This window comes from Nocardia sp. NPDC003183, from assembly GCF_053590715.1.
Genome location: NZ_JBSFTG010000003.1, coordinates 242,753 through 258,032 on the forward strand (window position 1 = coordinate 242,753; position 15,280 = coordinate 258,032).

The following is a 15,280-nucleotide window of genomic DNA, read 5'->3' on the forward strand; positions in this document are numbered from 1 at the left end:
TCCACGTGAATCAGTGCAGTTCGGGACAGGTCCGGGCAGCGACCCACAGGGCCGGTGGCCCCTCGGCGATAGGCTCGACAACGTGACTCTCACCGTCGGCTTCGACCTGGACATGACGCTCATCGATTCACGTCCGGGCGTCGCCCTGGCGATCGACACCCTCGCGCGCGAGTTCGATCTCCCGATGGACGGCTCACACTTCGCCGAGCACCTCGGCCCGCCACTGGCCACGCTGCTCGGCGACGCGGGCGCGCCCGACGATCTGATCCCCCATCTGGTCACCCGGTACCGCGAGCTGTACCCGGACGTCATCGGCCACATCGGCGCCCTCCCCGGCGCCGACGACGCGCTGGCCGCCGTGCGGGCCGGCGGTGGGCGGACGTTGGTCGTCACCGGCAAATTCGAGCCGCACGCGCGCCTGCACGTCGACCATCTCGGCTGGCGGGTCGATCGCCTCGCCGGTGACCTGTGGGCGACCGGAAAGGCCGACGTGTTGCGCGAGGAGTCGGCCCACGTCTTCGTCGGCGACCACGCGGGCGACATGCGCGGCGCCAAGGCGGCGGGCGTGGTGGCCGTCGGCGTCACGACCGGACCCTACGACGCCGACGGATTGTGGACCGCGGGCGCCGATGTGGTCCTGGACGATCTCACCCGGTTCGGCGAATGGCTGTCCGAGCACACATCCGGGCGATAGTCCTCGAAACAGCTTGTGACGCACACCAGTTCCGGAACCCATCCGCGGCCCGGCGCGTTCACCGGTCATGCCGACCGACCCCTACTGGAACCACAACACGCACTACCACCCCTGGGTACTCGATCAGGTGCCCGACACTGCCCGCACGGCATTGGACATCGGCTGCGGTGACGGGTTACTCGCCCGCAAATTAGCGACCCGCTGTGACGCGGTGCTCGGCGTGGACATCGATGACCGGGTCATCGCCAACGCGCCCGCCGCCCCCAACGTCCACCTCGAACACGCCGACTTCCGCGACCTCGACCAAACCTTCGACGTGGTCACCGCCGTCGCCACCTTGCACCATGTCCCGGTACGTGAGGGCGTCACCGCCCTGCGCCATCTCGTCGCCCCCGGCGGCACCCTCGCGGTGGTCGGCCTCTGGAAGATGCACCCGGTCAGCGACTTCCACTACCTCCCCCTCCTCCCCGCGATCTGGGGCCTGGATCGGTGGCGGCGCCGGTCGCACGGCGGCCCCGATGTGGCGCTGGCCGACCCACGCGAAACCCTCGCCGAAATCCGTTCCGCCGCCGCCGAACACCTGCCCGGTGCCGAGATCCACCGCCGCCTGATGTGGCGCTACACGCTGCGCTGGCAGCGCCCACGCTGAGTTGTCACCGCGGGTACGCGGCGACCAGTCCGCCGTCGACGATGATGTCCTGACCGTTGATGTAGGACGCCTCGGCGGAGCCGAGAAAGGCGACGAGGGCGGCGATCTCGTCGGTGTTGCCGAATCGTCCGCTCACGACGCGGGACGCGGCCATGGTGGCGAACTCCTCGGTCATCGCCCCGGCGGACATGGGGGTATCGATATAGCCGGGGCTGATGGAGTTGACCCGGATGCCGCGGGGGCCGAGTTCGGTGGCGAGGGTGCGGGCGAGATTGTGGACCGCGGCCTTGGTGGCGGCGTAGAGGGTCAGGGCGCTGTCGGCGCGGTGCAGGGTCCACGACGCGTTGAGGACCACGGCCGCGCCGGGGGTGAGCAGCGGCAACGTCTTCTGGACGGTGAAGAACACGCCCTTGAGGTTGACGTCGACGGTGTGGTCGAAGTCGGCCTCGGTGATGTCGGAGAACGCGGCGAAGGCGCCGGTGCCCGCGTTGGCGAAGACCAGATCGAGGCGGCCGAATCGCGCGGTGACGGCGGCGACCATCGTGTCGATGGCGTTCAGGTCGGCGGTGTCGGCGGCGATACCGGTGGCGCGCGGGCCGAGCTGCGCGGCGGCGGCCCGGACGCGTTCGCCGGTGCGGCCGGTGATGACGACGTGGGCGCCTTCGTCGATCAACCGCTGTGCGGTGGCCAGGCCCATTCCGCTGGTGCCGCCGGTGACGAGCGCGATCTTGTCGGTGTAACGGTTCATGAGATTCCTTCGGTGAGGTGGTCGGCGACGGTGGGCAGCCAGGCCGGCCGGTTGTTCCCGACGAGGTGGTCGCCGCCGGGGATGCGCAGGTAGTGGGCACGCGGTGCGGTGCGCGCCAGCAGTGCACCGTCGGTGACCCCGGGGATGGCGTCGTCCGCGCCGTCGACCACCAGCAGTGGGCAGTGCAGGGCCGGGGCGAGGGGTGTCAGATCGACTGCGGAGGCGAAGGCTTCGGCGGCTTCGCGGGACCCTGCTCGGCGGGTGATGAGGTCACCGACGGGGTCGGGCAGTGCCGGCCAGTCGAGTCGGAACGGTCCACTCACCGTGGCGGCCACGGTGATTCGCGGGTCGAGTGCCGCGGCGGCTGCCGCGTAGTACCCGCCGAGGCTGAGCCCGACGATGCCCACCTCCGCGACACCGAGCGCGTCGATCACCCCGCCGATCACGACGGGATAGTCGGTGGTCACGGTCGAGGTCGCGGCGAGCGCGCCCTGCCCGGGTCCGTCCATGGCGAACACGGCCGCGCCTCGACGGACGAGTGCGTCGGCGAGCACATGGAACTCGTCCTTGCTCGAGTCCAGTCCCGGCACCACGATCACAGTGCGTGCCGCGTCAGCGGGGCCGCGCCGGATGCCGGTGAAATCGCGACCGGTGATCCGCCGCGAATCCGGTTCCAGGAGCGAGAAGCCCGCTTCGGCGGCGGAGTCGGCCGCCGCCGCGTGCACGTGGTGATCGCTGTCGGGGATGAGCGTGGCCAAGTGCGCCCATCGCGCCGCCATCAGGAGATTCTCGCCTCGGGTGACCGACGACGGCGGCGCTGTTGGATATCGCGCGGCCGCCGACCCACGGTCCGCCCGGTCAGGCCCGGGGTGCGGTTGCGTAACCCCCCGGTGCTGCTCGGCCGCGACCCGGAACCGCAGGGCCGCGGCCGCGCACGCGGGCGCCCAGTCGGCGGGAGTCGCGACAGCGGCACAGGCCCGGCGATAGGCGTGTGGGTCGATTCCCGCGCCCGTGGCGCGACTGAACATCGACTCGACCAGTTCGGCGTTCATCGCGCCGCACCCGTGGTCAGGACGGCCTTGCCTCGAATGCGCCGATCCCGCAGATCTACCAGCACTTCAGCGGTCTCGGACCAGTCGGCGACCCGGCCGATCTCCGGATGCAGCCTGTTCTCGGCGACGAGCCGCACGAGCGTGGCGAGGTCGCGATCGTAGGGCGCGCCCGCGTAGTGGAAGTGCCGGAGCGTCGCGTTCTCCGGGCCGGTGAAGAAGTCGAAGAAATCGAGCGTCGCCGGTGTTCGGCTCGCCTGCCCGAACCAGACCGCCGTGCCACCGGGAACGAGCTTTGCCAGGCACAGTGCCAGTGCGGGGCCGCCGGTCGACTCGAGGACGAGGTCGAAGGGCCCGGAGGCCGCGTCGAGGTCGTGCACCACCTGGGTGGCGCCCAGGGCCGAGAGCCGCTGTCCGCGTTCGGGCGACGCCGTGACGGCGGTGACCGAGGCGCCGGCTGCCGCCGCGAGTTCGGTCACGTAGTGCCCGACGCCGCCCGATGCCCCGGTGAGCAGGATCCGAGTCCCCGCTACCGGCCCCGCCACACGCATCAATCGCAGGGCGGTGATGCCGGCCAGCGGAAGGGCGGCCGCACGGACCGCGTCCACCCCGTCGGGCAGGGGAACCAGTGCGTCCGTCGGCACCGCCGCGTATTCCGCCCAGCCACCCAGCGGCGGATGACCGACGACCCGGGTTCCGACCGATGGGCCGGATCCGTCGGCCGCGGCCTGGACGACCAGTCCGGCGATGTCTTTGCCCGGCAACAGATCCGGGCGCGGATCCGCCAACAGGAAGGTCTCGCCACGGTTGGGCGCGAAAGCCTCGACGCGGACGAGTGCCTCGTCGGCGCGGGGCACGGGTTCGGCCGCTTCGGTCATGGTGACCGGCCGCTTCGGGTCGCCGGTCGGAATCAAACGTCGCATGCCGTGATGTAACCGCCGTACCGTCGGCCCGGGCCAACAACTGGGCCGCGATGGTGACAACGCACGGTTGTCGCCGCTGCGTGTCATACCTCGACGCCGACGCCGACGGTTTCGCCGCAGTCGGTGGAACTCCGTGTCAGGGCGGCCGACAGGAGCGCTATGGTGCGAACGTGGACCTGGACCTGGCAACCGTGCGCGCGTTCGTGCGCACGGCGCACGAACGGCATTTCGGCCGTGCCGCCGCGAACCTCGGGATCACTCAGCAGGCGCTGTCCAAGCGAGTCGCCCGACTGGAATCCAGCCTCGGTGTCCGCCTACTCGACCGCGACCAGCACGGGGTACGACTCACCGAGGCCGGCGCGCGGTTTCTGCCGGGCGCCGAGGAGACCCTGCGCGCCGGTGATCGGGCGGTGGCCGCCCTCGTCGGCGAGCACGGTCCCCTGCACATCGACGTGTGGGGACACCTGTTCGCTCCGCTGCGCACGGTCGCCCAGGTCGCGACCGCACCGGGAGCACCGCCTCTACGACCGGGCCACGGACGCGACCTGCCCACCGTCGCCGCGGCCGTCGTCCACGGTGAGATCGACGCCGGATTCGGCCGGGTCCACCCGCCCTTACCGGACGGTTTGACCCATCGTCTCGTCCGCCTCGAGCCGGTCGATGTGGTCGTGAGCACCGATCATCGGCTCGCCGGGGCCACCTCACTGCGCCCCGACCAGCTGCGCGACAGCGTCCTGCACGCACCGGCCGATCTCGGCCGCCTGGACTTTCTTGCCCGTTTCGCCGAACGTTTCGGTATCAGCGAGCACCTCACCACGCCGAATCTCGGTCTCGCACCGATGCTTTCGACGCTGGCCGCCGATCCGCGTGGCTTCGCCCTCCTGCCCGCCGACGTCGAGTTCCCCGAGGCGCCAGGGGTCACCGCGATACCGCTGGTGGACCCGACTCCCCTCTACGCCTGGTCGTTGATCTGGCGTACCGGCGCCGAACCGCCACTGCTCGAAGCGCTGGTGACCGCCCTGGTCCGGACGGCAGGCGAGAATCGGTGGCTGGAGTACGACCCGGCCCGCGACTGGTTACCGACGCAGGAACCCACCCTCGCCTGATCACGGGCACAGCGACTCTGTCGGTCCGTATTGTCCGAATCGATGCGGGAGGTCCGCTCACCCGGTGATACAGTCCGGCAGGATTTTTCGATGGGGAGGGTCAGTCATCAACGCAGCACGGACAGTTGGGTGGCGCACCGGGTTCGGGGGGTCGGCTCGATGAATCGCACCAGGTGGATCATCGCGAGCCTGGTGGCGGTGGTCGCGGTCGTCGTGGCGGTGGTCGTCGTCGTGGTGGTCACCCGCGACGAGGATCCGCGTGAATTCGTCGCGGAGAAGTACCGGCGAGCGCAGCAACTCGATCAGGCGAACAACGGCCTCGCGTTCCTCGCCACCGCCGCACCGGCCGCGGTGGCCGCCACTATCGCGAAAGCCACCGACCCGCGCGGCCTGCGCAATACCGGCGACAACCACTATCTGCGCTTCGACCACGACCTCCTCGCGGTGTCACCGCATGCCGGTGGCTCCCTGATCCTCGTCGACAGCTACGCCAACGGCACGCGCCGCCATCACGCCCACACCAGCGGTTACGGCTGGACCAGCGGCTCCGCGGCGGGCGACTACCGCGGCGGCGGCAGCGACAACGGCGGCAAGTAGTTCATTCGGGCATCTCGCCCGCACAGCACAGGAGGACACTCATGCTCGCCGACCTGGCGGCGGACGCGGGCGCCGCGCTCGCCTATTCCGCGGTGGGAATCGTGTTGATGGCCGTCGGTTTCGGCGTCGTCGACCTGCTCACCCCCGGCGACCTGCGCGCCCAGATCTGGATCGAACGCAACCGCAATGCCGCGATCCTGCTCGCCTCGAACCTGTTCGGGGTCGGGATCATCGTGGCCGTGGCCATCTGGACCTCGGAAGGCAAGATCGCCGAGGCGCTGCTGTCCAGCGCGATCTACGGGGTGATCGGGCTGGCCGCGATGGCGGTGGCGTTCGTGCTGCTCGACGCGCTCACCCCCGGCGACTTCCGGGCCGTCGTCGCCGACGCCGAACCGCATCCGGCGGTGTGGGTCACGGCGTCGGCGCATGTCGCGGTCGCGCTGGTGGTGGCCGCGGGCCTGACCTGATGCCCCGGCACCGCCTGGCCAGGGCGGCACTGCTGGCGACCGTGTTCGTCTGCGCGGCATGCGGTTTGGTGTACGAGCTGTCGCTGGTCACCCTCGGCAGCTATCTGATCGGTGACACCGCCGCGCAGGCGTCGATCACGTTGAGCGTGATGGTCTGCTCGATGGGTGTCGGCGCGCTGCTGGCGAAACCGCTCCGGTCGCGTGCCGCCGCGGCTTTCGTGGCCGTGGAACTGGCATTGGCCGTCGTCGGCGGGCTGTCTGTGGCTGCCCTGTACGCCAGTTACGCGTGGCTCAATCTCTATACCGGCACGCTGGTGCTGGCGGCGGCGGTGATCGGGATGCTCGTCGGTGCGGAGATCCCGTTGCTGATGGAGTTGCTCCAGGACATCCGCGAGCAGGAGGCCAGCAGCGCGGTCGCCGACCTGTTCGCGGCCGACTACGTGGGCGCGCTGCTGGGTGGCCTGGCGTTTCCGTTCCTGCTGCTGCCGGTATTCGGGCAGATCCGCGGCAGCCTGGTGGTCGGGGTCGTGAACGCGATCGCCGGACTCGCGTTGGCGTTCTTCTTCTTTCGCGACAAGATGACGCGCGGCGCCCGCCACACCCTGATCGCCGCGACCGTCGTGGTGGCCTGCGGGCTGACCGGTAGTTACCTCTACGCCGACCGTTTCGAGGCGACCGCGCAGCAGGCGCTGTTCGCCCACCCGATCGTGTGGCAGACACGCACGCCCTATCAGCAGATCGTGCTCACCGAATCGTTCTCCCCGTTCGCCACCACCGATACCCGGCTCTATCTCAACGGCGGACTCCAGTTCTCCTCGGTCGACGAATACCGCTATCACGAGGCGCTGGTGCACCCGGTGCTGGCGGGCCCGCACCGTTCGGTGCTGGTGCTGGGCGGCGGCGACGGCCTCGCGCTGCGCGAGATCCTGCGCTATCGCGACATCGCCGAGGTGACCCTGGTCGAACTCGATCCGGCGATGATCGAGCTGGCCCGCACCGACGACCGGCTCACCGATCTCAACCGCCGCGCGTTCGACGATCGACGGGTCACCGTGGTCGAGGCCGACGCCTTCACCTGGTTACGCAGTGCCCCAGGGCTTTTCGACGCGGTGATCGTCGATCTGCCCGACCCCGACCAGACCTCGGTGGCCAAGCTGTACTCGCAGGAGTTCTACGCGATGACCGCCAACGTGCTGGCCCCCGGCGCCCGCATGGTGGTCCAATCGGGCTCGCCCTTCTTCGCCCCGCGCTCCTTCTGGACCATCGACGCCACCGTGCGCTCGGCGGGTCTGCACACCACTCCGTATCACGTGGACGTCCCGAGCTTCGGCGACTGGGGCTTCGTGCTGGCGTCGGCGGGCGCGGCGCCGACGCCGTCCCTGCGCAGCCCCGGGCCCCTGCGTTCCCTGGACGAGACCACCCTCACCGCGGCCACCGTCTTCCCACCGGACCGCCGAGCGGTCGACCCCGAGGTCTCGACATTGATGCGTCCGGTGATCCTGGATCTGCAACGCCAAGAATGGCGTTGACGTCAGACCTGACCCGAACAGGCCAGGTGCGTACCGACGACGACGAGCCCGAGGACGGCGACCACCGCCGACAACGCCGGGGCCGGTTCTCGCACCAACCGGGACGCGCCGCGCCGCACAGCGACACCTGCCCGCTCCAGCCGGCTCCCGAGGGCCGGACGTCCGGTGGGCTCGCCGTCCGCGCGCCCGCGGAACCTGCGGCGGACGACGCCGAGCAGAGTGAGGACGAGCGCGGTGATCAACATCGTCTTTCCTTCCCGCTCAACGGGTTCCGACAACAGCACGCGATGACTTCGCGGGCCGTCCGGGAGCGGTGACGATGCCGAACGCGATCAGGCTGTCGGCGGTGTCGCGCACGGTGTCCTCGATCGGGCGCATGGTCCAGCCCAGTTCGCGGCGGGCCTTGTCGGCGCTGACGTGTTCGGTGCGGCCCAGCACCGGCACGGTCAGGCGCACACCTTTGTCGAAGACGGCGACCACGCGGATCACCCAGTTCGGCAGGACCCGGGTGGGGACACGGAAGCCCTCGGCGGCGTAGTCGCGGGCCAGCAGGCCGGCCAGCTCCCCCATCCAGAGCGGATCGGCCGCGCAGATGTACCGATTGCCCGCGGCCTCGGGAACTTCCATCGCCAGCCGGTGCGCCACGGCGAGGTCGCGCACGTCGACGGGGGTCCAGCCGGTTTTCACCGAACCGGGGACGTCGCGGGCCAGCAGTCGGCGGACCGGCTCGTGGGAGGTACTGGTCCTGGCTTCGAGCAGCGGGCCCAGGATCATGCCGGGATTGACCACCACCAGTTCCAGACCCGAGGCGGCGGGCAGGGATTCGACGAAGTCCCAGGCCGCGCGCTCGGCGAGGGTCTTGCTCTTCTGATACGCGGGGATGCGCTCGACCACCGACCAGTCGTCCTCGGTTCGCACCTCGTCGGTGTCGTGGCCGTAGGCGACGGCGGCGACCGAGGAGGTCAGCACGACGCGGCGGACACCGGCGGCCGCTGCGGCGCGCAGCACGCGCAGGGTGCCCTGCACCGCGGGCTCGATGAGGTCCTGCTCGTCCTCCGGCGGTGCCGCGGGGAACGGCGAGGCGACGTGCAGCACGGTGTCGCAGCCGGTGACCGCCGCGGCCCAGCCCGCGTCGCCGTCGAGGGAGGCGGCGACGAATTCCAGCTCGCCCCCGGTGCGGCGGGCGAGTTCGGTCAGGTGGGCGCGGGTGGCGTGCGCGGCGAGGTCGCGCACGGTGGCGCGGACGGCGTAGCCGTGGTCGAGGAGTTCGGCGATGCAGTGGCCGGCGACGAAACCTGTCGCGCCGGTGACGAGTACCCGAGTGGTCATGGTGGTCATCCATTCCGTCGATTCGGTGGAGCACGCATCTAAGCGATGCTCAATTAATCTAAACACTGCATAGATTTCCTGTCCAGTGCCAATTCCGGCGGAGGTCTCGCATACGCTCGGAGGGTGAAGCGCACCAGTTACCACCACGGCGACCTGCGCGCCACGCTGATGGACGCCTGCCTGCGCCTGATCGAGAGCGAGGGCCTGGCCGCGGTGAGCCTGCGCCGGGTCGCCAGGGAGGCCGGGGTCAGCAGCGGCGCGCCCTATCACCATTTCGCCGACCGCGCCGCGCTGCTCTCCGCCCTGTCGATCGACGGCTTCCAGCAGTTGGCGGCCTATCTGACCGCCGCCAGGGCCACGACCACCGACCCGCTGGCTGCCCTCACCGAACTCGGCGATGCCTACGTGCGGTTCTCCCGCGAACACCCGGCCCAGTTCCGGCTCATGTTCCGGCCCGAACTGTCCCAGCCGGAAAAGCACCCCGACGCCCACGCCGCCGGCGACGCCGCCTTCGACGTCCTGGTCCGGACGGTCGCCGACTGTGTCGCCGTCGGGGCGCTGCCCGCCGATCGCGCCGAGACCCTGGCCGTCGCCTGGTGGGGACTGGCACACGGGCTGGCATCGCTGTGGCTCGACGGACATCTCGAGAAGCGCAGTGAACAGATGGGCACGCACGCCCCCGAACTCGTCGACACGATCATGCGCACCTTCACCGCGCTGATCGCGCCGGGATCGGCGACCGCCTGACGCGCCGCCCAAATTCCTGCGACCCGGCACGTGCACTCACCTAGAGTGAGTAACACCGTCTTTGTCCGTGCGTACCCGCTTCGAGCAGGAGGCCCGATGTCCGGCACCGCGAAACTCGATCCCGTGGTCGAAGCGTTCGTCGACGCGCTCAACGCGCAGGACACCGACCAGTTCTACGGTGTGCTCACCGAGGACGCGACGATGTCCGATGACGGTGTCGAACGCAATCTCGCCCAGTGGACCGAGGCCGAGATCTTCAGCAGCAACGGACATCTGGTCGTGGACACGGTCGACTCCGACGACGGCCTCGCCCTCACCGCCGACTACACCAACAGCCGGTGGGGTTCGATGCGCACCACCTGGCAGTTCGTCCTGCGCGACGGGCTGATCAGCCGATTCGAAACAGGACAGGCGTGACCGACGATCTTCTTCTCACCCCGCGTTACGGCACAGCCACACTCGCCGATCTCCTCCCGTCGGTACTGAGCTGCCTCGGTGTCCCCGGCGACACCGACCGACTCGGCCTCGATCTCGATGTCGACCGGGTCTGCGTATTACTCGTGGACGGACTCGGCGCACACGCCCTGGCGGCCGAATCCGCTGCGGCGCCGTTCCTGACGAGCCTGCCCGAGGCGAGCATCGACGCCGGGTTCCCGAGCACCACGGCGACGAGTCTGACCACCCTCGGCACCGGCCTGCCCGCCGGCGAGCACGGCATCGTCGGCTACTGCATGCGTCTGCCCGGCGAGGAACGCCTGTTCAACTCGCTCAGGTGGCAACTCATGGGCGACGGACCGAAGGCCGACGCACGCGCCACGCTCCCACCAGACCGGATCCAGCCGCATCGCACCGTCTTCGAGCGCGCCACCGCGGCGGGCATCGCGGCGGTGCAGGTCGCACCGAGCTACCAGGACGGTTCCGGCCTGACCTCGGCCGGCTGGCGCGGTGGCGAATTCCGCACCGCCTACTCGGTCGGCGATCTCGTCGACGGAGTTCTCAACGCCCTCACCTCGGCACCGAAAACCCTGGTCTACACCTATCATTCGGAACTCGACACCACCGGCCACGCTCGCGGGCCCGCCAGCCGCGCATGGCGGTTCGAACTCGCCAATGTCGACCGGATCGCCGCCGAGATCGCCGCGCGCCTGCCCGCTCGCTCGGCGCTGATCGTCACCGCCGATCACGGCATGATCGAACTGCGCGAGCGCGTCGACTTCGACACCCACCCGCACCTGTCGGACGATGTCGCGGCACTCGGCGGTGAACCACGCGCCCGCCACGTCTACACCGACAACCCCGCCGCGGTCGCCGACACCTGGCGCGGCGTTCTCGGGAGCGGATTCCTGGTGCGCACCCGAGACGAGGCGATCGAGGCAGGCTGGTTCGGCCCGGTCGTCACCCGCGACGCCGCCGCGCGCATCGGCGATCTCGTCGTGATCGCGAGCGGCGACGGCGGTGTCGTGCGGTCGGGCGCCGAACCGCTGCAATCGATGATGATCGGCCACCACGGCTCACTCACCGCCGCCGAGCTGCGGGTTCCCCTGCGAATCCACCGCGCCTGAGCACCACCGCATAAGCTGGCGTCGACGCGCAACCGCGCGCAGCGAACCATTCCAGGAGGAATCATGCACGCCAACACCCGAACCGGCGCCGTCGCGGTGGGCGTCGCGGTGCTGGCGGCACTGGCCACCGGATGCACCGAGGTCGAGCGAGTGCTCAACCAGGGCGGTGACACGAGCTGTCGCGACTACGTCAACCAGGACGCGAACACCAAGCGGATCACCATCACCAAGGCGATCAAGCAGCAGACCGGCAACGACAACGAACCGGCGGGCACCGTGGTCGACTCGATGATCGTGCAGGTCGATCTGCTGTGCGCGACTCAGCGCAACGTCGACACCCCGATCAAGAACGCCGATATCGCCGGGATCTTCCTGAACAAGTAGTCACCGGCGTCAAGGCAACGCGACAACCCGGCGACCGGTGACCGGTCGTCCTGGGCACAAACGTTCCCACGGCGGTGGCACAGCTGATAGACAGTAAGCGCCACACCCGTTCTCGTCGCTGGAACGGTGCGTCACCGACGAGCAGGGAGTGAACGTGGGCGAGGAACTGGGCAGGGCACCAGGCGCCCACGACGACCCGATCGCCGGACCGCACCGGCCCGAACGACTCTCGGACTACCGGGTCGAACTCGAGAAGCAGTGGAACCGCCTCGCCGCACCCTCGCGCCCGCTGACCCTGCCCCGCGACACCGGGGCCGTGCGCAACGATGTCGCCAAATCCTGGCAGCGCTCCCTGCACACCGTCGACCCCGCCACCGAAGTCGCTCCCGGATTCAACGACATCAGTGACCGCTGGTCGGAATCCCCGCTGCGCAGACCGGTCACCGAACTCGCGGGTCAGCTGCGCGGAATGGCCGAGGAGTCGGGCTATCTCGCCGTCGTCAGTGACGAATCGGGCACCATCTTGTGGACCGCGGGCGATCGCACGCTGCGCCGCCAAGGGGAAGCGGTGAACTTCGCGCCGGGCGGGGTCTGGGACGAAAGCCACATGGGCACCAACGGGTTATCTCTGGCCCTGCACGACGACAGGGCCGTCACCGTGTTCTCCGCCGAGCATCTCGTCGCCGCGCTGCACGGCTGGGTCTGCTACTCCGCGCCGATCCACGGCCCCGACGGCCGCACGGTGGGCGTGCTCGATCTGTCCTCGACGTGGGAACGTTCGCATCCGATGGTGATGACCTCGGTCCGCGCATTGGTCACCGCCGTGGAGACCATGCTGCGCGCCGAGGCGCCCACCCCGGCACCGGGTGTTCGGCTCGAATGCCTCGGCGCCGCACGGCTTTTGCGCGACGGCAGGCCGGTGCCGCTGCCGCCGCGCCAACTCGAGATCCTCGCGCTGCTGGCGCTCGAGCCCGACGGCTACACCCCCGAGCAATTGCACGCCGCGGTCTACGGTGAGCGGCCGGTGTCGCTGAACACGCTCAAAGCCGATGTGTCGCACCTGCGCCGCGCCACCCGCGGCGAGATCACCAACCGGCGCTACATGCTCACCGGCCAGGTGTCCTGCGACGCGGTGGACCTACTGGCCGCCATCGAGGGCGGCGACCTCACCTCGGCGCTGTGGCTGTATCGCGGACCACTGCTGCCCGGATCGGATCTGCCCGGCGTCGAACAGTGGCGCGCCCACCTCGATGTCGGCATTCGCAACGCCGTGCTGGGCAGCGACCGGCCCGAGCACGCGGTCGCGTTCGGGCAGCGCTGCCCCGGCGATGTCGCCGTGCACGAGCACGCCCTGCGGCTACTGCCTCGCGATGATGTCCGCCGCGCCGTCGTGACGGCCCGGCTTTTCACCGCACGCCAGGGCTGACCTGCGCAGACGCCGTCACCAACCTCGTACCAACCTTCGCCGACCATAGTGTGGGGCACCACGCAGAGGTCGCGAGGAGCGAGGCGAATGATCTACGGCAAACCCGGATCGGATACCGGCATAGTCAGCTATGCCGCCCGATACGACAACTTCATCGGAGGTGACTGGTCGCCCCCTGTCGAAGGCCGTTATTTCGACAACACCTCACCGGTCGACGGTGAGATCTTCTGCGCGGTGGCCCGTTCCAGCGCAGCCGACATCGACATGGCGCTCGAGGCGGCACACCGCGCCACCGACCGATGGGCCGCGACCTCGGTCACCGAGCGGGCCGACATCCTGCTCAAGATCGCCGACCGGATCGAGAACAGTCTCGAACCGCTGGCCGTGGCCGAGACCTGGGACAACGGCAAACCGGTGCGCGAAACCCTGGCGGCGGACCTCCCGCTGGCCATCGATCACTTCCGGTACTTCGCGGGTGTGCTTCGCGCCCAAGAGGGCTCGCTGTCCCAGATCGACGCCGACACGGTCGCCTATCACTTCCACGAACCGCTCGGCGTGGTCGGCCAGATCATTCCGTGGAACTTCCCGATCCTGATGGCCGCCTGGAAACTCGCACCCGCGCTGGCGGCGGGCAACTGCGTGGTCATCAAACCGGCCGAACAGACACCGGCGTCGCTGCTGCTCGTCGTCGAACTCATCGCGGATCTGTTACCCGACGGAGTTCTCAACGTGGTCAACGGTTTCGGTGTCGAGGCGGGCAAACCGCTGGCACAGAGCCCACGGGTGGCCAAGCTCGCCTTCACCGGCGAGACCACCACCGGGCGGTTGATCATGCAGTACGCCAGCGAGAACATCATTCCGGTCACTCTCGAACTCGGCGGCAAGAGCCCCAACATCTTCCTGCCCGATGTGCTGGCCGCCGACGACGATTACCTCGACAAGGCCGTCGAGGGGTTCGTCATGTTCGCCCTGAACCAGGGCGAGGTGTGCACGTGCCCGTCGCGGGCGCTGATCCACTCGTCGATCTACGACGAGTTCCTCGCCCGCGCCATCGCCCGCACCGAGGCCATCGTGTCCGGTCATCCGCTCGACACCGAGACGATGATCGGCGCACAGGCCGGCAACGACCAGTACGAGAAGATTCTGTCCTATTTCGACATCGGCAGAGCCGAAGGCGCCCGTGTGCTCACTGGAGGGGAAGCACGCAAGGTCGACGGTCTACCGGGTGGGTACTACATCGAACCCACGGTCTTCTCCGGTGACAATACGATGCGGATCTTCCAGGAGGAGATCTTCGGCCCGGTCGTCGCGGTCACCCGCTTCGATACCGTCGACGAAGCGATCCGCATCGCCAACGACACCCTCTACGGTCTCGGTGCGGGCGTGTGGACCCGCGACATGAACACCGCCCACCGACTCGGCCGCGGCATCAAGGCAGGCCGGGTCTGGACCAACTGCTACCACGCCTACCCCGCCCATGCCGCGTTCGGCGGCTACAAGAAGTCGGGGTTCGGCAGGGAGAACCACGCGATGATGCTCGGGCACTACCAGCAGACCAAGAACCTGCTGGTCAGTTATTCGACGACGAAACTCGGGATGTTCTGATGCAGAATCGAATCCACCGTGTGGAGATCACCGAGCGCGCTCAGACCCTGCTCCGCCGCCTCATCGAGGACAACGGCCCGGTGCTGTTCCGCCAGGCCGGCGAGGGCTGCGACGACGACGCCGCACCGGTGTGCCTGTCGGCCAAGCAGTTCCCGATCGAGAAGGCCGACATCCTGCTCGGCCGGCTCAGCTGGCACACCGAATTCTGGATCAGCGCGGCACAATTCGAATGCTGGAAAGATACCCACCTCACCGTCGATGTGACGCGCGGTGAGGCTGCCGAGGATTCGCTCGAGGCAGGCCAGGGCATGCGATTCGTGTTGCGCGCCAGGCTGCTGACCGAGGCGGAGCACGCGGCACTGGCGGCCGGGCCGCCACCACGCACGGGCGCCGACCGCACACTGTAGCGGCGCCCGCCGAAAACCTGACCTGGCAGCATCTTTCCCGGCGCTGCCAGGTCGCGGC

General features: G+C 69.3%; 18 protein-coding genes. 13 read left to right on the plus strand and 5 right to left on the minus strand.

Features of this window, described 5'->3' with window-relative positions:
• Nucleotides 1–82: 82 nt before the first annotated feature.
• Nucleotides 83–694: an HAD family hydrolase gene (locus tag ACWDXS_RS13020; RefSeq protein ID WP_378987794.1), complete on the plus strand. Its 612-nt coding sequence runs from the start codon at nt 83–85 to the stop codon at nt 692–694.
• 67 nt (nt 695–761) lie between these two features.
• On the plus strand, nt 762–1,343 hold the full coding sequence (locus ACWDXS_RS13025) for a class I SAM-dependent methyltransferase (protein WP_387443458.1): 582 nt from the start codon (nt 762–764) through the stop codon (nt 1,341–1,343).
• A 4-nt stretch (nt 1,344–1,347) separates the two neighbouring features.
• Here the strand turns inward: ACWDXS_RS13025 and ACWDXS_RS13030 are convergent, their stop codons facing one another.
• The 3 genes from ACWDXS_RS13030 to ACWDXS_RS13040 are packed head-to-tail and all read right to left on the minus strand — an operon-like array spanning nt 1,348 to nt 4,063.
• Entirely contained in the window at nt 1,348–2,091 is a 744-nt protein-coding gene (locus ACWDXS_RS13030) for an SDR family NAD(P)-dependent oxidoreductase (RefSeq protein WP_449965284.1), read from the minus strand.
• Complete coding sequence (locus ACWDXS_RS13035) at nt 2,088–3,143, minus strand: alpha/beta hydrolase family protein (RefSeq protein ID WP_449965286.1); 1,056 nt, start codon at nt 3,141–3,143, stop codon at nt 2,088–2,090. The genes ACWDXS_RS13030 and ACWDXS_RS13035 overlap by 4 nt, the downstream gene beginning before the upstream one ends.
• Nucleotides 3,140–4,063 carry a zinc-binding dehydrogenase gene (locus ACWDXS_RS13040; protein WP_449965289.1) on the minus strand — a complete coding sequence of 308 codons (924 nt, stop codon included), beginning with the start codon at nt 4,061–4,063 and terminating at the stop codon, nt 3,140–3,142. Before ACWDXS_RS13040 ends, ACWDXS_RS13035 begins: the two co-directional genes overlap by 4 nt.
• Nucleotides 4,064–4,233: 170 nt before the next feature.
• Here ACWDXS_RS13040 and ACWDXS_RS13045 point away from each other — a divergent pair, with 170 nt between their 5' ends.
• The 4 genes from ACWDXS_RS13045 (at nt 4,234) to ACWDXS_RS13060 (ending at nt 7,762) form a co-directional block, all read left to right on the plus strand.
• Nucleotides 4,234–5,169: a LysR family transcriptional regulator gene (locus ACWDXS_RS13045; protein ID WP_449965292.1), complete on the plus strand. Its 936-nt coding sequence runs from the start codon at nt 4,234–4,236 to the stop codon at nt 5,167–5,169.
• Between the two features lie 159 nt (nt 5,170–5,328).
• A complete protein-coding gene (locus ACWDXS_RS13050) occupies nt 5,329–5,766 on the plus strand; it encodes a DUF4247 domain-containing protein (protein ID WP_449965295.1) in 438 nt (145 codons plus the stop codon).
• Nucleotides 5,767–5,807: 41 nt separating this feature from the next.
• Nucleotides 5,808–6,233, plus strand: a complete 426-nt coding sequence (locus tag ACWDXS_RS13055) for a DUF350 domain-containing protein (protein WP_378914280.1) — start codon at nt 5,808–5,810, stop codon at nt 6,231–6,233.
• Nucleotides 6,233–7,762: a polyamine aminopropyltransferase gene (locus ACWDXS_RS13060; protein WP_449965299.1), complete on the plus strand. Its 1,530-nt coding sequence runs from the start codon at nt 6,233–6,235 to the stop codon at nt 7,760–7,762. Before ACWDXS_RS13055 ends, ACWDXS_RS13060 begins: the two co-directional genes overlap by 1 nt.
• Before the next feature lie 2 nt (nt 7,763–7,764).
• Here the strand turns inward: ACWDXS_RS13060 and ACWDXS_RS13065 are convergent, their stop codons facing one another.
• Complete coding sequence (locus ACWDXS_RS13065; RefSeq protein ID WP_449965302.1) at nt 7,765–8,007, minus strand: hypothetical protein; 243 nt, start codon at nt 8,005–8,007, stop codon at nt 7,765–7,767.
• Between the two features lie 16 nt (nt 8,008–8,023).
• Complete coding sequence (locus ACWDXS_RS13070; RefSeq protein ID WP_449965305.1) at nt 8,024–9,091, minus strand: NAD-dependent epimerase/dehydratase family protein; 1,068 nt, start codon at nt 9,089–9,091, stop codon at nt 8,024–8,026.
• A gap of 123 nt (nt 9,092–9,214) precedes the next feature.
• On the opposite strand from ACWDXS_RS13070, the gene ACWDXS_RS13075 reads away from it, so the two are divergent.
• The 7 genes from ACWDXS_RS13075 (at nt 9,215) to ACWDXS_RS13105 (ending at nt 15,222) form a co-directional block, all read left to right on the plus strand.
• Nucleotides 9,215–9,838 (plus strand): TetR/AcrR family transcriptional regulator, encoded by a 624-nt coding sequence (locus tag ACWDXS_RS13075; protein ID WP_378987823.1) that lies wholly within the window; start codon nt 9,215–9,217, stop codon nt 9,836–9,838.
• 96 nt (nt 9,839–9,934) lie between these two features.
• Nucleotides 9,935–10,255: a nuclear transport factor 2 family protein gene (locus ACWDXS_RS13080; RefSeq protein WP_301900910.1), complete on the plus strand. Its 321-nt coding sequence runs from the start codon at nt 9,935–9,937 to the stop codon at nt 10,253–10,255.
• Nucleotides 10,252–11,400: an alkaline phosphatase family protein gene (locus ACWDXS_RS13085; protein WP_449965310.1), complete on the plus strand. Its 1,149-nt coding sequence runs from the start codon at nt 10,252–10,254 to the stop codon at nt 11,398–11,400. Before ACWDXS_RS13080 ends, ACWDXS_RS13085 begins: the two co-directional genes overlap by 4 nt.
• Nucleotides 11,401–11,463: 63 nt before the next feature.
• A complete protein-coding gene (locus ACWDXS_RS13090) occupies nt 11,464–11,784 on the plus strand; it encodes a hypothetical protein (RefSeq protein ID WP_378987829.1) in 321 nt (106 codons plus the stop codon).
• 154 nt (nt 11,785–11,938) lie between these two features.
• Entirely contained in the window at nt 11,939–13,210 is a 1,272-nt protein-coding gene (locus ACWDXS_RS13095; RefSeq protein ID WP_378987832.1) for a transcriptional regulator, read from the plus strand.
• An 87-nt stretch (nt 13,211–13,297) separates the two neighbouring features.
• On the plus strand, nt 13,298–14,815 hold the full coding sequence (gene exaC / locus ACWDXS_RS13100) for an acetaldehyde dehydrogenase ExaC (RefSeq protein WP_449965314.1): 1,518 nt from the start codon (nt 13,298–13,300) through the stop codon (nt 14,813–14,815).
• Complete coding sequence (locus ACWDXS_RS13105; RefSeq protein WP_378987837.1) at nt 14,815–15,222, plus strand: DUF779 domain-containing protein; 408 nt, start codon at nt 14,815–14,817, stop codon at nt 15,220–15,222. Before exaC ends, ACWDXS_RS13105 begins: the two co-directional genes overlap by 1 nt.
• Nucleotides 15,223–15,280 lie beyond the last annotated feature (58 nt).

What these genes read in the sequence shown, in the direction of transcription:
- ACWDXS_RS13025 (WP_387443458.1), top strand. Translation starts at nt 762, where the DNA reads ATGCCGACCGACCCCTACTGGAACCACAACACGCACTACCACCCCTGG.
- ACWDXS_RS13030 (WP_449965284.1), bottom strand. Translation starts at nt 2,091, where the DNA reads ATGAACCGTTACACCGACAAGATCGCGCTCGTCACCGGCGGCACCAGC.
- ACWDXS_RS13035 (WP_449965286.1), bottom strand. Translation starts at nt 3,143, where the DNA reads ATGAACGCCGAACTGGTCGAGTCGATGTTCAGTCGCGCCACGGGCGCG.
- ACWDXS_RS13040 (WP_449965289.1), bottom strand. Translation starts at nt 4,063, where the DNA reads ATGCGACGTTTGATTCCGACCGGCGACCCGAAGCGGCCGGTCACCATG.
- ACWDXS_RS13050 (WP_449965295.1), top strand. Translation starts at nt 5,329, where the DNA reads ATGAATCGCACCAGGTGGATCATCGCGAGCCTGGTGGCGGTGGTCGCG.
- ACWDXS_RS13055 (WP_378914280.1), top strand. Translation starts at nt 5,808, where the DNA reads ATGCTCGCCGACCTGGCGGCGGACGCGGGCGCCGCGCTCGCCTATTCC.
- ACWDXS_RS13060 (WP_449965299.1), top strand. Translation starts at nt 6,233, where the DNA reads ATGCCCCGGCACCGCCTGGCCAGGGCGGCACTGCTGGCGACCGTGTTC.
- ACWDXS_RS13065 (WP_449965302.1), bottom strand. Translation starts at nt 8,007, where the DNA reads ATGTTGATCACCGCGCTCGTCCTCACTCTGCTCGGCGTCGTCCGCCGC.
- ACWDXS_RS13070 (WP_449965305.1), bottom strand. Translation starts at nt 9,091, where the DNA reads ATGACCACTCGGGTACTCGTCACCGGCGCGACAGGTTTCGTCGCCGGC.
- ACWDXS_RS13080 (WP_301900910.1), top strand. Translation starts at nt 9,935, where the DNA reads ATGTCCGGCACCGCGAAACTCGATCCCGTGGTCGAAGCGTTCGTCGAC.
- ACWDXS_RS13090 (WP_378987829.1), top strand. Translation starts at nt 11,464, where the DNA reads ATGCACGCCAACACCCGAACCGGCGCCGTCGCGGTGGGCGTCGCGGTG.
- exaC (WP_449965314.1), top strand. Translation starts at nt 13,298, where the DNA reads ATGATCTACGGCAAACCCGGATCGGATACCGGCATAGTCAGCTATGCC.
- ACWDXS_RS13105 (WP_378987837.1), top strand. Translation starts at nt 14,815, where the DNA reads ATGCAGAATCGAATCCACCGTGTGGAGATCACCGAGCGCGCTCAGACC.